The sequence below is a fragment of the Providencia sp. PROV272 genome (assembly GCF_049901975.1).
GTDB lineage: Bacteria > Pseudomonadota > Gammaproteobacteria > Enterobacterales > Enterobacteriaceae > Providencia > Providencia stuartii.
The window spans coordinates 3,800,669-3,817,320 of the sequence record NZ_CP096291.1 but is presented as its reverse complement, the minus strand read 5'-3'; the positions used below and the strand labels follow the sequence as shown (position 1 = coordinate 3,817,320).

Sequence of the window (16,652 nt, the reverse complement as noted above, 5' to 3'; positions counted from 1 at the left end):
ATCACGACTCAATTGATGAACAATAGTGATTTGCAAAGGCAGCCCTGTTAATCTGTTACCTTATTCAGACGTCACAAGTTAGTTTTACAGGCGAAATATAATGAAAAAAAGTTTAGTTGGACTCTCTGCGCTTATTATTTTGTTCACTCTTTCTGGTTGTGGCTTAAAAGGCCCTCTTTATTTCCCACCAGAAGATAAGGCGACATCATCACAATCATCTGATGAAACACAAAATAGCACAGCGGCAGATTCGCGAGTGTCGACCTCAAACCAACAATAAGCTGCTGCGATGGAGCGGAATATGCAATTTTCTAAAATGCATGGCTTAGGTAATGACTTCATGGTTGTTGATGGTGTCACTCAGAATGTTTACTTTTCTCCTGAGTTGATTAGCCGTCTTGCTGATAGACATACTGGGGTTGGTTTTGACCAATTACTGTTAGTTGAGGCGCCTTATGATCCTGATTTAGACTTCCATTACCGCATTTTTAATGCAGATGGCAGTGAAGTCGCACAATGTGGGAATGGCGCCCGCTGTTTTGCTCGTTTTGTGCGTTTGAAAGGGCTAACAAATAAACAAAAGATTAAGGTCAGTACCCAATCTGGACGTATGGTATTGACAATCAATGAAAATGACGATGTTTGCGTGAACATGGGAGAGCCGGAGTTTGAGCCTCAGAAAGTACCGTTTCGCGCCATCAAAGCGGAAAAGACCTATATTATTCGCGCTTTAGAACGTACAGTGTTATGTGGTGTTGTTTCAATGGGCAATCCCCATTGTGTGATCCAAGTTGAAAGCGTCAAAACGGCGGAAGTGGAAATTTTAGGCCCTGTATTGGAGAGCCATGAACGTTTCCCTGAGCGAACCAATGTTGGTTTTATGGAAATCGTCAGTGCTCACCATATCCGTTTGCGGGTGTTTGAACGTGGTGCCGGCGAAACACAAGCCTGTGGCAGTGGTGCATGTGCGGCGGTCGCGATTGGCATTCAGCAAGGGTTACTGGCTAATCAGGTAAAAGTTGATTTACCGGGTGGTTCACTCGACATAAGTTGGAATGGTCCAGGCACTCCGTTATATATGACAGGCCCTGCCAGTCATGTTTATGATGGTGTGATCCAGCTCTAAGCTTTATTCAATTATCAAGAGGTTATAATGGATAAACCGGAAGTAGCACTAGACAGCCCTTATCAAATTGATGATAGCCAAGTGGTGCGTTACTTACAGGAACAGCCAGATTTCTTTATCCGTAATGCCTCGCTTATTGAACAGCTTACAATCCCACATGCTATTCAGGGAGCCATTTCGCTCCCTGAAGCCGTCATGAACCGTCAACGTTTGAAAATCAAACAACTCGAACAAGATATCTGTTTCATGGTTGAACAGGCTCATGAAAACGGTCAACTATTTGATGAATTGCTGTATTTAGTGATTGAGATGTCAATGGCGCAGAGCCTGAGTGACATGTTAAACAGCTTGAATCGCTGGGCGAAAAAATTAGGTCTATCCGGGGCATCTGTGCGTCTATTTAGTGATTGCTGGCGGCTATCTGCTCCGCTTGATGCCCAAGCACTTGTCGTGTCTCGACGTGCATTTGAGTCGATTCGTATTCAGCGTTTCGGTGATAAGACCCACTATTTAGGCCATTTAAACGGCCCTGAAATACAACTTTTACTGCCTGATGCCATGAATGTGGCGTCAGTGGCTATCTCACTATTTGGTCATCATGGGGAATCTGGCATGGTGATATTTACGAGTCGCGACCGAGATCACTATCAACAGGGTATGGGAACGGTTATGTTAGAGAAAGTGGCTCAAATTCTACCGAGGTTACTTTGCCGATGGATAGAGCGCCTATAACCCCCCAGCCACAAGGGCTGATGATCCAAGTCGAAGCATTTTTACGTTATTTACAAATTGAGCGTAGGCTCAGCCCTGTCACTATCACCAATTATCGCCGTCAACTCACGGTGGTCGTAGAGATGCTGAATGAAATGAACGTCAGCGAATGGCGGCAATTAGATGCCACGAAAGCGCGCAACGTGGCAGCAAAAAGTCGTCGTAAAGGCTTACAAGCTGCCAGTATGGCATTACGTTTATCGGCATTGCGGAGTTTCTGTGATTGGATGGTGCAACAAGATAAGCTTTCTGCAAATCCAGTGACTGCCGTCCATGCACCAAAGGCCAAAAAACGTTTACCCAAAAATATGGATGTGGATGAAGTTTCAAAGTTGCTGAGCATGGAAAGCGGCGACCCGCTGGTGGTCCGTGATAGGACAATGTTAGAAGTGATGTATGGTGCGGGGTTACGTTTATCTGAATTGGTTGGGTTAGATGTTCGTCATTTAGACCTCGCGATGGGTGAGGTCAGAGTGATGGGGAAAGGGAGTAAAGAGCGTAAGATCCCATTAGGCAAAACCGCAGTGAGCTGGTTAAAGCGTTGGTTAGAAATGCGAGAGCTGTACGAGCCGGAAGATGGTGCCGTTTTTATCTCTACAAAGAGTGGTAAACGCATATCTAACCGTAATGTTCAAAAGCGCTTTGAGCAATGGGGGATCAAACAAGGGGTTAATAGCCACATTAACCCTCATAAATTGCGTCACTCATTTGCAACACATATCCTTGAATCAAGTGGTAATTTACGCGGTGTGCAAGAGTTGCTCGGTCATGCAAATTTATCGACGACACAAATCTACACACACCTAGATTTCCAGCATCTGGCTAATGTTTATGATGTGGCTCATCCCAGAGCAAAAAGGGAGAAACCTTAATGCATTTTTACCGTCCGTTATCACCTATTCAGGCCATTACGTTTGACTTAGATGATACATTGTATGACAACCATCCGGTCATTGATAAAACGGAAGAAGAAGTGTTACGTTTTGTCCGTGAATATGATGCGCAGTTTAATCATTTTACCCATGATGACTTATACACTTTTCGCAATATTGTGGCGAAGCAAGAGCCTGATATTTGCCATGACATCACGCGTTGGCGTTGGTTATCATCGAAAATGATGTTTTGCCACTATGGGTACAGCCGTGAAGACGCGCAAAAAGGGGCGGATGACCTCATGGCTCATTTTACTTATTGGCGTAATCAAATCGATGTTCCTGAATCCACTCACCAAACACTCACTCAGTTAGCCAAAAAATTGCCATTGGTAGCAATTACTAACGGTAATGCAGAGCCTGATGCGTGTGGATTAGGGCAATATTTTCAGTTTGTATTAAAAGCTGGCCCGGATGGGCGCTCGAAACCCTATTGTGATATGTATCGGTTAGCCGCTCAAAAGTTAGCACTGGAGCCTCATGCCATTTTGCATGTTGGCGATAATTTGCTGACTGATGTCGAAGGTGCGATCCGCAGTGGTATGCAAGCTTGTTGGATCAATGTCGACAATAAGACGCTGATGGAAGAAAAAGATGTCCGCTTATTGCCGCATGTTGAAATTTCTCAGTTGGCTTCTCTATTGTCACTGGTATAATCATTTTTCTGTATAAAAATACAGTGGTCGTCGCCACTGTTCTGCTTTGATGGTAATTATGGACGTTTCTTATCTGCTCGAAGGCCTTAACGACAAACAGCGTGAAGCGGTTGCTGCACCACGCACTAACTTATTAGTACTTGCGGGAGCGGGTAGTGGTAAAACGCGTGTGTTAGTACATCGGATTGCTTGGTTAATGGCGGTTGAGCATGCATCGCCATTTTCGATTATGGCGGTGACCTTTACCAACAAAGCGGCGGCAGAAATGCGCCACCGTATTAATCAATTGATTGGCTCAAGTGAAGGTGGCATGTGGATAGGAACGTTCCATGGTTTAGCACATCGCCTTCTACGCCAACATTATCTGGATGCTGGCCTACCACAAGATTTTCAAATTTTAGATAGTGATGACCAGTATCGGTTAATTCGCCGTTTGCTAAAAGCGATGAACCTTGATGAAAAGCAGTGGCCACCCCGTCAGGGCATGTGGTATATCAACGGCAAAAAAGATGAGGGGCTACGGCCTCAACATATTGAGTGCTATGGTAATCCGGTTGAAAGCACTTGGCTGAAAGTATATCAAGCCTATCAAGAAGCTTGTGATCGTGCGGGGCTAGTGGATTTTGCTGAGCTCCTGTTACGCGCCCATGAACTGTGGCTGAACAAACCTCATGTGCTACAACATTATCGCGAACGCTTCACCAATATTTTAGTCGACGAATTCCAAGATACTAACAGTATCCAATATGCGTGGATCCGAGTGTTAGCGGGTGACACGGGTAAAGTGATGATCGTCGGCGATGATGATCAGTCCATTTATGGCTGGCGTGGTGCACAAGTGGAAAATATTCAGCGTTTTTTGAATGATTTTCCCGGTGCCGAAACTATCCGTCTTGAGCAAAATTATCGTTCGACGAATAATATTCTGAAAGCCGCTAACGCATTGATCGCACATAATAGTGATCGATTAGGGAAAAATTTATGGACGGAAGGCGGTGATGGCGAGCCAATCTCTCTCTATTGTGCTTTCAATGAATTAGATGAAGCACGTTATATTGTCAGTCGTATTAAACAGTGGCAAGAAAATGGGGGAGCTTTGCAAGATTGTGCCATGCTATACCGTAGTAATGCTCAGTCGCGTGTACTGGAAGAAGCCCTTATTCAAAGCGCGATGCCATATCGTATATATGGTGGTCAGCGTTTCTTCGAACGCCAAGAGATCAAAGATGCCCTCTCTTATTTAAGGCTTATTGCTAACCGCAATGATGATGCGTCGTTTGAACGAGTTGTGAATACACCGACGCGGGGCATTGGTGAGCGGACGCTGGATACGGTACGGCAAACCGCGCGTGATCAACAACTGACACTCTGGGAAAGTTGTGAATATTTATTGCGTGAGCAAGTCCTCGGTGGGCGAGCGGCGGCAGCGATTGAACGTTTCTTAGAATTAGTGGATGCACTTGCGAAAGAAACGCAAGAGATGCCACTGCATGTACAAACGGATAGAGTGATCAATGACTCTGGCTTACGTGCAATGTATGAGCAAGAAAAAGGGGAAAAAGCACAAGCGCGTATCGAAAACTTGGAAGAGTTAGTCAACGCAACGCGCGACTTTAGCTATCAAGATGAAGATCAGGATCTGATGCCACTGCAGGCTTTCTTATCTCACGCAGCGCTCGAATCGGGAGATGGGCAAGCGGATATTCATCAAGATGCAGTCCAACTGATGACGCTTCACTCGGCTAAAGGTTTGGAATTCCCGAATGTATTTATCGTGGGCATGGAAGAAGGAATGTTCCCAAGCCAAATGTCGATGGATGAAAGTGGGCGTTTGGAAGAAGAGCGGCGTTTGGCTTATGTGGGGATCACTCGAGCTATGCAAAAGTTGACGATAACTTATGCAGAAAGCCGCCGTTTATATGGGAAAGAGGTCTATCACCGTCCGTCACGTTTTATTGCGGAATTACCGACGGAATGTGTTGAAGAAGTGCGTTTACGTGCAACCGTATCACGCCCTGTTAATCACCAACGCCTTGGCACACCCGTTACTCGAAATGATTCAGGGTATGCGTTGGGGCAACGTGTTCGCCATCCGAAATTTGGTGAAGGCACAATTATTAACTTGGAAGGCAGTGGTGAGCATTGTCGACTGCAAATTGCTTTTCAAGGGCAAGGGATCAAATGGCTGGTTGCATCGTATGCACGGTTAGAAAATTTATAGTTTATTGATAAATGCCAATTCTAATTTCGCTATTAGAATTGGCATTTTTATAGTTTTCACTTTTATTATAAACGAATTAATTAATAGCTTTATGTGGTTTTAATTAACGTATATAAAATTAAAATTTGTTTTGTTCTCCTCTCAGTTATATATTTTTAACGCTCCGTATTGCTATCAGCTAGTACGTTTATTTAAAACTAAGGGAAAATAAAATGGATTTTGTAAATAGAGATGATATAACTAATTATAAAAATAAGTTTAATGCAATTAAAAAGGATTATGATCAATTTATCGGTGATAATCAATCTGTATTAAGAGTATTAGAAACAGAAATAAATCATCTAACTACGAGCCCATATGTAGCGCAATATAAAAGAAACCAACAACTAATACAATGGATTAATAGCGCTATTTATCATATTGAAAAAGCCAATAAAATAATATTAAAACAGTTATCCAATTACAGCTCATCATTACGTGCTTTTGAACGGGGTAAACAGCCTTTCCCTGGGGCTTTTAGTCATGGCGTGATCAAATTTGATCTTGAGTTTCCTGAGTCGGTAATGAGTGAATTGCGCTTTACGGCACGTCATGCAATCGGGCAAACAATGGATAGATTCACTGAATTGGATAAACGCGTTTCATCGTTAAGCAGCAACAGTCCATCATCATTAGAGAAGACGCCAGTAAATAGCCCGTTCTTAGAGAGCGTACAGGTTGCACTAAAGGTGACGACGTTGGATTACCTTGATGCTTATAGAAGGCAAACCAAATTGTGTGATAAGGCGCTTTCAGATATTAAACATGCTTTTAAAGGGGCGAATTCAAAAATTAACAAAATAGAAGCGCTATCGCGTAAATTAACAGCATGGTCTGCGAGAGGCGCATCAAAACAGACGGGTTTAAATAAAGAGTTACTTCTCTCTGTAGGTAATGCAACGAAAATTGCGATTCAGACACAGAAAAATAATATCGAAATACTCAATAATCACTACAGTAACGTTATAAATGCGCTTAATATAAGCCGTGATGACAATGCGTATTTAACAATGGATCCTACCGAGCTACAAAACTATATTGATAGTCTAAATGAGTTAAAAAATAATAATTATATTTCGAATAAATTAAATGAACTCAAAGAGACTAATGTTGCCATCCATGATTTTATGGATAATGCAACTAAGGCTTATATTAAGAAGTTTCATCGAGAAGTGAATTCGGTGTACTCGTTATTAAAAGCTCAGCAAGAGCAGTTAGCAAATATTAGCGAACAATATTTATCTTCCCGTATTGCACTGCTTACCGCCTATCGCGATGACCAGAAAATGGTGGAGTCAAAACTTATTTCATCGTCCTCTCAACTATTGAGTGAGCAAATCTCAAGTTTTGAAAAAGCCCCAGAAGCTGTGAGTTGTTTTACGTATGCAACGAAGGACAATAGAGAGGGTGCATCAGCCGCACTAAAATTTTGTATGGGGAAAACCGCATTTTGTGGGCATGGAACGTGTTGATGGTTGAGGCCTTAGCGTTCGACTAGGGCGTAAAATAGATTAATTGTCATTGGTTTCATTAGGGCGTGCTCATCCTAGTGGTGAGCACTCTTGGGGTTTGTTTGTAATATCGTTGTTTTTCAAATGGTTCACTAATTTAAAATTGTTATCTTGTGGTAGGTTACTTTGATTCGAGAGTTTAATCTTTAAGATTTAAGTTTTTAATTTTAAATTTTCCACACAGTGAAGTATAAAATCATACCGAATAACCTTTCTAATATTTATCATGTCATTGAATAATCTAATTGATTCTCTTTCTACACAGGGTTGGTATGTGTGGGATGATTTTTTGAACCTGTCAGAAATAGAGGCTATTAAGGGCTGTATTCCTGATAATCTGCATGATGCGCGCATAGGTAACGGTGAGTCACTGCATGGCAATAAAGCCATTCGCGGTGATCAGACAATTTGGCTAGAGTCTGAAATGGGCGAGCCTATCGCCAGTTATATGGCGAAGATGGATGAAATCCGCCAAGCGCTAAATCGCTCGTGCTATATGGGATTGCGTGATTTTGAAACCCATTTTTGCCGTTATCCTAATGGGGCATTTTATAAAAAACATGTGGATAATTTCCAAGGGCAAGGGCGGCGTAAGGTGACGACTGTGCTTTATATGAACGAAGCATGGAAATCTGGGGATGGGGGTGAATTGGTCGTGTATGATCAGCAGGATAATAAGCTATTTCAGCTTGACCCTTTAGCCGGTCGGATGATTGTATTTATGTCTGAAGAGTTCCCTCATGAAGTGTTACCTACCCAACAAAAGCGTGAAAGTATTGCCGGATGGTTTTTGACGGAAAAAATACTTTAAGCTTTATCTATCCAATGAATGCCACCTCCTTACGGAGGTGGGCTGTAAATGAATTAATTAATTTGTTTAAATGCTTGTCCAGAAAAGATAATGTTCGCATTTCCTCTTTCTATTTGATAATGCGCATTATGTCGTTGTTTATTTAATGCCGATGCTTGCTGATCTTGGTATTCATTTAAGCGCCAATAAATAAGCTGCTTAGCTAATTTTTTATTGGCATGCTGACTACGCTCAGATTGCACTTTGACACTGATCCCTGTTGCAAGATGTTTTGCTCTTACCGCGGAGCAGGTTTTATTAACATGCTGCCCGCCAGGACCTTGAGCTTTTATAAATTCAAACTCGATATCACTCTCTTCAATGGTTTGAATCGGCGAAAAGCGGATCACATTAATAAACCAATTTTTCCGTTTATGTTTTGGCCTTAAGGGGCTTTGACACTGCCACTGTATTGTCCCAGACCATAACTGAGCTAGCTCCTCAGCACCATGCCCTTCTAAAGCGACCAAAGCAGATTTTAAGCCATGTTTTGATGCAACCGTTTCGAGCGTATTGACCATGACTTCACGTTTTTTAGCCTCAATAAAAAAGCAAGCCAGTGCTTTTTCAACAGCGATACAGCACTCCTCGGGGCCTTGTGCAGAAGAAAATTGTAATAACGTTATGCACACTCCCCACTGGTTTTGTAGGTGAGTAAGGGGCGTAAACGTGCGATAACCTCAATTAACCCTGCTCCCACCATACTTTCAATCACGGTTTCAATCGACTTATAGGATTGTGGAGCTTCCTCATAGATCAATTGTTTATTAGCACAGATGACTCGGCTACCTAATGCAGTACGCGATAGCTGCAATGGAGTATAGCGGTGAGACAACCGCCCCTTACACTCAGTACGCATCCATTTGCGGCCAGCACCGTGAGCGAGTGAATTTAAGCTCACCTCACTTGCATGAGGCAGAACTAAATAACTGAAATCGCCACGTGACCCAGGAATAATGACCATGCCTTTGTCAGAAGGGGTTGCCCCCTTGCGATGGAGCCAACCTTGTATGCCGTTAATCGTGCAAGGTTCAACCAAGTTATGATTAACATCAAGGGCCATTTCCCCCTTTGCCTTGACCTGCTGCAACATGCGTAAGCCAATTAATTGGCGGTTTAGTTCGGCAAAAGATAATGCATGTTGGTGAGCTTCTAAATAGGCTTTCGCGTCATTTGAATGCTCTTCAAGGCCATTATGGCTATGATTTTCAACATGTTGACGTAATATGGATTGCCCTAATCCTCGGGATCCACTGTGCACAAGCAGTAATGCACACTTTTTATTTAAACCGCTTTGTGCAATCGACTCATCGTTAAATATTTTGTCGATGATTTGAAATTCAGCAAAGTGATTACCGCCGCCAATCGAGCCGAGTGAGGACATAAAATGATGGGATTTCATTTCATGAGGAACATGCTCATCGAGCCATTCTAAGGGGGCGCTATCCGGCATTGTGGATAACTGTTTTTCAAACTTATCCAAGTTTAACTTCGTGGTCTTGATATCGGTCTGAAATAAACTCATTCCACAGCCAATATCATTACCGACCAATGCAGGATAGAAACGTTGTGTTGAGAAAAATGCCGCACCAATTGGGTAACCACGACCAGGATGTAGATCTGGCATGCCTACCACGGAAACCATATTAGGGAGCGCTGCGGTTGTTTGTAACTGTTGGATTGCTTTACTTTCAATCCAAGTATTTTCTGTCGCGATATAACTGACGTGTTCGCTGACAGAATGAATAATATTGCCCATAAGTCATTAACTCATTTTTAAGGAAAAAATAAGGTGATTTAGCAGGCAAGAACTGGAGAGATAGAGAGACTATTTCTGAGTACGCCCGCAAAGAGTGTGATGAATTGTTGTCATGATGTTCCTCCTTGCAGTGTGTGAGATGGTTAAAAACGAGCGGATAATAACGACAGGGATGGGGGATTGCAAGCGGTTTTCACAAGAGTGTTGCTGATTAAGAATTGTTTACGCTTTGTAGAACGGCTTACAGAAAGACGGTAAGCCGTTTAATTATTGAGCTTAGATATCAAGTTACTGCGCGATATGGACGGTCTTACCGCCAATAATCGTACGTAATACCTTCACATTTTCAATATCATCAGCTGGGATCTGAAATACGTTACGATCGAGCACGATCATGTCTGCAAATTTACCCACTTCAAGTGAGCCAATCACATCTTCTCTGTGTTGAGCATAGGCAGAGTCAATCGTGGCTGAACGAAGGACTTCAATGACCGTCATATCACGGTCATTATCCAAGCGAGGGGCTGGTTTACCATTGATATCACGTCCACGGCGAGTGGCTGCGACTTTTAAATCATACCATTCGTCAAAATCATCAATCGGCCAGTCACTACCAAAGGCGACCACAGCACCCGCATCGATAAACTTCGCGATAGGCTCTAATTGTTCAAAACGCTCTTCACCGAGCATGTTACGCTCAAAAGCGGCTAATTCAGGGGTTGGCGCAGCCCACTGGAATGAAAGACAAGCGATCGTTTTGAGGCGTGCAAATCGCTCATAATCTTTTGGATGAACCAATTCATTGTGAGCAAGGCCTGGGCGAATATCTTTTTCTGGATGGGCTGCACGCATTTTTTCGATGGCATCAAGCACAATAGAAACGGCACCTTCACCGACTGTATGTAGATGTGGGTCATAACCTGCCGCCGCAATCTTTTCCATCAATTCATCAAGAATTTCAGCAGTAAAATACAAATCGCCATAGTTATCTGTTTCAACCCAATTTGGAACTTCATCGGTGCCGATATTGATGCGATAAGGCTGCAATAGTGAAGCCGTCATTGTTGGGAACTGCATCACACCATCGACAAACATTTTGATATTTCGCAGGCCGATCCCCGGCGCTGGCGTCCAATCAGCTTGGTGCCATTTTTTAGCGAAAGCGACGGCTTTATCGACAGCGGCTGCAACTGAGGCGACATCCGGAGTTTCATCTGGCGTGATCTCGCGAGCAGCTTGAAAGCGAACGGTCAGCTCTTCGCGACGTTGTAGTTCAGCAAAGGCTTCTAATTGCTGCTCAGAAACACGGGCATCCATTACGGTGGTTACACCTTGCTGGTTTAACACTTTTTGTACCAGTTCAGCAACTTCAATGGCTTGGTCATCGCGAATTGATGGGATGCTGTCTGCTGCACGCATCGCCGGTGCATCTTCTAAAATCCCATTTAGTTCGCCGTTAGCATGTTTACCAATTTTACCATCGGGTGGCTCAGGGGTGTCTTTGGTGATACCAAACAATGCTAAAGCACGGCTATTTGCTAGCAGTGTATGGCAGTCATTGGAAAACAGCACCACAGGGCGATTGGTTTTCAGTTTGTCCATGTCCTCGCGGTACATATCAATACCTGCCGGTAGCATACCTTGGCGTAGCCAAGCTGTGACTTTTAGCCAATCATTTTCCCCGGTACACGGGTCTTTATCTAAATGATCTTGGACACGTTGTAGTATCTGCTCAATCGTTAGCGACTCGTAGTTGAGGTGGCAGCCAAATAGCTGGATCCCACCCCAAAATGGGTGCATATGGCCATCGATGATGCCGGGCATCATCATTTTGCCTTCTAAATCGATACTCTCAGTTTCCGGCCCAACGTATTGGTGTAATTCCTCTGAAGTACCACTTGCGATAATGTAGCCATCTTGTACGGCAATGGCATCTACAACACTGTTTTGCTTGTCTGCGGTGTAGATATAACCGTTGAAATAAATGACATCTGCAACTTTATTATTCATTTCTAACCAGTCTTTATCAGGGCCCTATCGGTATGGGCAGGAACAAAAATAATGGGGAAATTATGCATCCCCATTATTATCATACGTGTACTAAAGTATAGGTACTAATTGATGATCATATTGGTCTCATCGTCTGAAATTGCGGGTGGACGACGTCTGAAACCATGTGTGAGCAATGTGAGATAAAATGCACCAGCCGCTAGCCAGCACAGGCCCACAGTAAAGGCCTCTTTATCTAGGCTTGTCCATAACCATAGGGTGAGTATGACACCAATCGACGGCATAATCAGGCAAGTGATAAATTTTTTACCATCAAGCGCTTCTTTGCGATCGATATAGAAGTGTTTAATCACGGACAAGTTCACAAAGGTAAATGCAATCAGTGCACCGAAGCTAATCATTGAAGCTACCATGCTGAGCGAAAGCACCAGCGAAAGCAGTGATGCGATGGCAACAAAAATGATTGAATACACAGGGGTATTCAGTTTGGGATGCAGGTACGCAAAAACTGAGCGTGGCAAGACGCCATCACGCCCCATCGCATAGAAAATACGCACAATGCTGGCTTGTGATGTCATGGCTGAGGCAAAGACACCAATGACATAAGCGGTAATAAAGCTAGATGCCATCATTGCGCCGCCGACTTTTTCCATGACCGCGAGGCTAGCAATATCGGTATTTGGAATAAAGTCTTGCCATAATGGATAACTCAAATGGGCGCTGTAAGAGATGATGATAAACAGCGCACCCGCAATAAAGACGGTATAAATAATCGCTTTTGGTAATGTGCTACGCGCATCTTTTGTTTCTTCTGCCATGGTTGAAATGGCATCGAAACCTAAGAAGGCCAAACATAGCACGGCAGCACCCGCGAATAATCCAGGCATTTGATCTGCCGTTAGCGTAATCGGTGCGAGTAGTGCGTCTGTATCTAGCACAAAATTAGTCTTAAAGCTCAAGAACAAGAATACGGCGATAAAGACAATTTGCATGCTAATAATCAGCATATTCATTGAAGAGACGAGTTTGATCCCTAAAATATTCATGATGCTGACAACGGCAATCGTGGTGCAGATAATGACTGGCATTGGAATATTAGGGAAAGCTTCATGCACGAAGATCCCAATCGCAATATAGTTAATAATCGGCAAAAATAAATAATCGAGTAATTGCGCCCAACCGACTAGGAAACCCAATGTTCCGCCAAATGTTTTTTGCACATAAGAGTATGCAGAACCCGAAAGAGGTAGCGCACTCGTCATACGGCAATAGCTCATGGCAGTAAAGAGAACGGCAGCCAATGTCACAAGATAAGCGATAGGCAAATGGCCTTCACTTAATACTGTCACTTGTCCATAGGTAGTGAAAATCCCGAGTGGCACCATATAAGCCAGCCCAAAGAAAATGAGCGCAGGCGTGGTCAGTACACGTTTCATTTGAACGGTATTCTGTTGCATTTTTAAGCCCTTCCCAAAAGCCCTTAACAACTATCAACTCTTTCTGAATACACAGGCGGAGTGAACCTAAAATGCAGCCATATAAACTGACTACACTATTGTATTTAAAAAATTTTTTAGAGCGGACCTGTATTCAATTTCAGAAAACCTCGCACCAGGACATAAATAAATTACATGTCATCGTGCGCACTTTAATGAAACGTCAGTGATGAATCGGACCATCACCATCCGCTGGGGTGAATACAAGCGGCGTACAATATAGAGTCGATGTTCCTTTAACGCAATGATTAATTATTAAAAAATAAAAAATGACTTTTTTTCAAAGAGTTGGTTTTAATTTAGAGATAAACCGGAATTTAATTTTAGATAAATTTAATAATAGCCTGTTTTAAGCGTAACGCAACCCTATTGGATTATCATTCAACACTTTGATTTTATGGGTTTTTCTTTTGTGCGTAAAAGTGGGTTCTACTGAAAGGTGAGTGTTTTATATTGTCGAGAGTTATGGCTTATTTTAATAATAAATGGGCTTTTTTTAATATATTTAGGTTGAGTTAACATTTAGATAAACGCGATGAATTAGCATATTGTCTATTATGCTTAAAATAAATTAACTCATTCAGTTCCATAAAATGAAACACTGACCTTTTATTCATAAATAAATAAAGGTCAGTGTTTTGGACTTTGCCTTTATATAGGCAATTTGCAGGAATTACTTTCTTAACCTTTGTTGTGTGTAAAGTGCATCCAAGGTAAATAAAATTAATGCGACCCAAATAAAGCCAAATGTCACGAGTAGCTCTGATGTCATTTTTTCGCCGTAGATAAATACCGCGAGTAAAAACATAATAGTTGGCCCTAAATATTGGAAAAAGCCCAGTGTCGACAAGCGAAGGTGGTTAGCTGCTTCAGTAAATAGCAACAATGGCACGGTTGTGATAACACCAGCAAGGATTAATAACACATTTAAGTGCCAATCATTCATTGCCATGTTGCTGGTTGGGCTATCGGCAAAGAACAGCAAGAAAATAACGCCCACTGGGAGTAACCACAGGGTTTCAAATGTCATTCCCGTTTGGGCATCAACTCCAAGTTTTTTCCGTAATAAACCGTAGGTTGCAAAAGTCACGGCGAGGCTAAGTCCGATAACCGGAACGGAGCCAAATTGCCATAACTGAATAAGAACACCCGTTAAGGCTAAAATAACCGCGACCCACTGCATGCGGCGAAAGCGCTCTTGCAGAAATAGCATTCCAAATAAAACGTTCACCAGAGGGTTAATAAAGTAGCCTAGGCTAGCTTGCAACATATATCCATGGTTAACGGCCCAAATATAAATTAGCCAGTTGGAAGCGATAGTCACCGCGGTGACGCCTAATATAAGGATTTTTTTAGGCTGCTTTAACACTTGGCGCATATAGCTCCAGTGTTTTGTTGCAGTTAATAAAACCAACATAAAGAAAAATGACCAGATAATACGATGAGTCAGTATCTCTTCTGCCGGCACCTCTTGGATGGTTTTAAAATAAATAGGTGCGACGCCCCAAATTAAATAAGCGCCCAAGGCACATAACACGCCTTTGATGGTATTTTGTTGGCTCATTATTGGCTCTGAATTTGAATAAACGGCTAAAAGTAAGTCGATTGAGATATCGAGCCTTAGAAAATATCGGCTCGATTTATGACCTTATTAATGTGACATTGCTCGAGTTTTTTTACAAGTTATTAGTTGAGTAAGTAACTAATTTTTTACTTTCTCGTTTCATCCAATGAGATAAGTGGCCGTGGCTGTTGCGATATGCTGATTACGTTCGTTATGTAGTTCGCAACGCGTCACTGCAATTTTATTGCCATCGCGTAATAAACTGGCGCTTGCAGTAAACACTTCACCTCGACCAGGACGTAAATAATCAACTCGTAGATCAATGGTGCCCATTTTTGACATTTTATCGACAATATCTTGATGCACTAATGGTGTGATCCGTTGGAGAATACGGTTAATACATACCATGCCACCAGCGACATCTAATATTGATGCAATGACACCACCGTGAAGAATGTTTTGTGTAAAATTACCAATCAATTCTGGACGATTCTTAATTGTTAGTTGGACAAAATCATCATTTATCTGAGCCAATTGTATTCCCAAAAGCTGATTAAAAGGCATTTTATAGATAAACGCATCACTCATGAGCTTACTTGCTTCTTCTAATGTATAAGTACGGTCATTCATCTTATTCATCCTTTAAAAAATATGTGAATAATAAGTTATCACTATGTATAAAATATGTCTCTATGAAATGAACGAATAATCTTTCAGCAGTTGTCAGATTTTGTGTGTAAAATGAGATAAACTTTTTTGGGATTTTTTCAGAATAGGAATAACAGAATGCGCGTTTTTCACAAATTAGTTGGTACTGTGCTCTGTTTTTGGTCTGTATCATTATTCGCCGCAGAAAATACAGATACATTAACTTCCGTAGATACAACAGAGAAAACGCCAATTAGAGGCAGCATTATTTCTGGGTTATTACAAAATTACGAGAGTCCTTTTGTACTTTACCCTTATGAATCCAATTACATTATTTATACCTATACCTCATCTATGAATAAAGAGGCGATAAAAAGCTATGATTGGGGTAAAGATGCATTGCGCGATGAAGTAAAGTTTCAGATTAGTCTAGGTTTCCCTTTATGGCGCGGGATTGCGGGGGAAAACTCCGTATTAGCGGCGTCATATACTCAGCGTTCTTGGTGGCAATTAAGTAATAAAAAAGAGTCTTCACCATTTCGCGAAACCAATTATGAACCTCAGCTATTTATTGGTTGGGCAACAGATTATCAATGGGGAGGTTGGACATTACGAGAGCTGGAAACAGGCTTTAACCACGAGTCGAACGGTCGCTCAGAGCCAACCTCTCGCAGCTGGAACCGCATTTATGCGCGGGCCATGGCACAAAATGGCAATTGGCAAGTTGATTTAAAACCGTGGTATCGCATTCATGAGAGTGAAGGCAGCGATGATAATAAAGATATCACCAAATACATGGGCTACTATCGACTAAAAGTGGGTTATGCTCTAGGTGATAGTGTGATTACCGCGACAGGGCGTTACAACTGGAACAGTGGTTATGGTGCCGCGGAATTGGGTTGGAGCTATCCCATTACCAAACATGTGCGATTATATACCCAGTTGTTTAGTGGCTATGGCGAATCGATGATTGATTATGATTACCGACAAACACGTTTTGGTATCGGTGTGATGCTAAATGATATGCTTTAGTCATTAGCGCTTATTTGCTAGCATACTGCAACTCTAT

15 protein-coding genes are annotated in these 16,652 nt (G+C 42.3%); 9 read left to right on the top strand and 6 right to left on the bottom strand.

What is annotated here, in order from left to right; genetic code table 11:
• The first annotated feature begins 100 nt into the window (after window positions 1-100).
• From lptM to M1E93_RS17650, 8 genes are all read left to right on the top strand, one after another.
• The gene (gene lptM, locus M1E93_RS17685; RefSeq protein WP_004915541.1) at window positions 101-280 is read left to right on the top strand and encodes an LPS translocon maturation chaperone LptM; all 180 of its coding nucleotides are present in this window, start codon (window positions 101-103) and stop codon (window positions 278-280) included.
• A 21-nt stretch (window positions 281-301) separates the two neighbouring features.
• Window positions 302-1,126: a diaminopimelate epimerase gene (gene dapF / locus M1E93_RS17680; protein WP_014657285.1), complete on the top strand. Its 825-nt coding sequence runs from the start codon at window positions 302-304 to the stop codon at window positions 1,124-1,126.
• Window positions 1,127-1,153: 27 nt separating this feature from the next.
• A complete protein-coding gene (locus tag M1E93_RS17675) occupies window positions 1,154-1,858 on the top strand; it encodes a DUF484 domain-containing protein (protein ID WP_004915546.1) in 705 nt (234 codons plus the stop codon).
• Window positions 1,840-2,769 (top strand): tyrosine recombinase XerC, encoded by a 930-nt coding sequence (gene xerC / locus M1E93_RS17670; RefSeq protein WP_004915548.1) that lies wholly within the window; start codon window positions 1,840-1,842, stop codon window positions 2,767-2,769. The genes M1E93_RS17675 and xerC overlap by 19 nt, the downstream gene beginning before the upstream one ends.
• Complete coding sequence (gene yigB, locus M1E93_RS17665; RefSeq protein ID WP_004915551.1) at window positions 2,769-3,485, top strand: 5-amino-6-(5-phospho-D-ribitylamino)uracil phosphatase YigB; 717 nt, start codon at window positions 2,769-2,771, stop codon at window positions 3,483-3,485. Before xerC ends, yigB begins: the two co-directional genes overlap by 1 nt.
• A gap of 49 nt (window positions 3,486-3,534) precedes the next feature.
• Window positions 3,535-5,706, top strand: a complete 2,172-nt coding sequence (gene uvrD, locus M1E93_RS17660; RefSeq protein ID WP_004915554.1) for a DNA helicase II — start codon at window positions 3,535-3,537, stop codon at window positions 5,704-5,706.
• A 212-nt stretch (window positions 5,707-5,918) separates the two neighbouring features.
• On the top strand, window positions 5,919-7,217 hold the full coding sequence (locus M1E93_RS17655) for a hypothetical protein (RefSeq protein WP_036942624.1): 1,299 nt from the start codon (window positions 5,919-5,921) through the stop codon (window positions 7,215-7,217).
• Between the two features lie 265 nt (window positions 7,218-7,482).
• Entirely contained in the window at window positions 7,483-8,067 is a 585-nt protein-coding gene (locus M1E93_RS17650) for a 2OG-Fe(II) oxygenase (RefSeq protein WP_004915561.1), read from the top strand.
• A gap of 53 nt (window positions 8,068-8,120) precedes the next feature.
• On the opposite strand, the gene prfH is transcribed toward M1E93_RS17650, so the two are convergent.
• From prfH to M1E93_RS17620, 6 genes are all read right to left on the bottom strand, one after another.
• Entirely contained in the window at window positions 8,121-8,732 is a 612-nt protein-coding gene (gene prfH, locus M1E93_RS17645) for a peptide chain release factor H (protein ID WP_426207294.1), read from the bottom strand.
• Window positions 8,729-9,865 (bottom strand): RNA ligase RtcB family protein, encoded by a 1,137-nt coding sequence (locus M1E93_RS17640; RefSeq protein ID WP_072502700.1) that lies wholly within the window; start codon window positions 9,863-9,865, stop codon window positions 8,729-8,731. The genes prfH and M1E93_RS17640 overlap by 4 nt, the downstream gene beginning before the upstream one ends.
• 288 nt (window positions 9,866-10,153) lie before the next feature.
• The gene (locus M1E93_RS17635; RefSeq protein WP_426207040.1) at window positions 10,154-11,875 is read right to left on the bottom strand and encodes an amidohydrolase; all 1,722 of its coding nucleotides are present in this window, start codon (window positions 11,873-11,875) and stop codon (window positions 10,154-10,156) included.
• 104 nt (window positions 11,876-11,979) lie between these two features.
• The gene (locus M1E93_RS17630) at window positions 11,980-13,332 is read right to left on the bottom strand and encodes an APC family permease (RefSeq protein ID WP_004915576.1); all 1,353 of its coding nucleotides are present in this window, start codon (window positions 13,330-13,332) and stop codon (window positions 11,980-11,982) included.
• A gap of 712 nt (window positions 13,333-14,044) precedes the next feature.
• Complete coding sequence (gene rarD, locus M1E93_RS17625) at window positions 14,045-14,935, bottom strand: EamA family transporter RarD (RefSeq protein ID WP_004915578.1); 891 nt, start codon at window positions 14,933-14,935, stop codon at window positions 14,045-14,047.
• A 159-nt stretch (window positions 14,936-15,094) separates the two neighbouring features.
• Window positions 15,095-15,565 carry a thioesterase family protein gene (locus tag M1E93_RS17620; protein WP_014657293.1) on the bottom strand — a complete coding sequence of 157 codons (471 nt, stop codon included), beginning with the start codon at window positions 15,563-15,565 and terminating at the stop codon, window positions 15,095-15,097.
• Between the two features lie 186 nt (window positions 15,566-15,751).
• On the opposite strand from M1E93_RS17620, the gene pldA reads away from it, so the two are divergent.
• Entirely contained in the window at window positions 15,752-16,615 is an 864-nt protein-coding gene (gene pldA, locus M1E93_RS17615) for a phospholipase A (RefSeq protein ID WP_376738356.1), read from the top strand.
• Window positions 16,616-16,652: the final 37 nt, after the last annotated feature.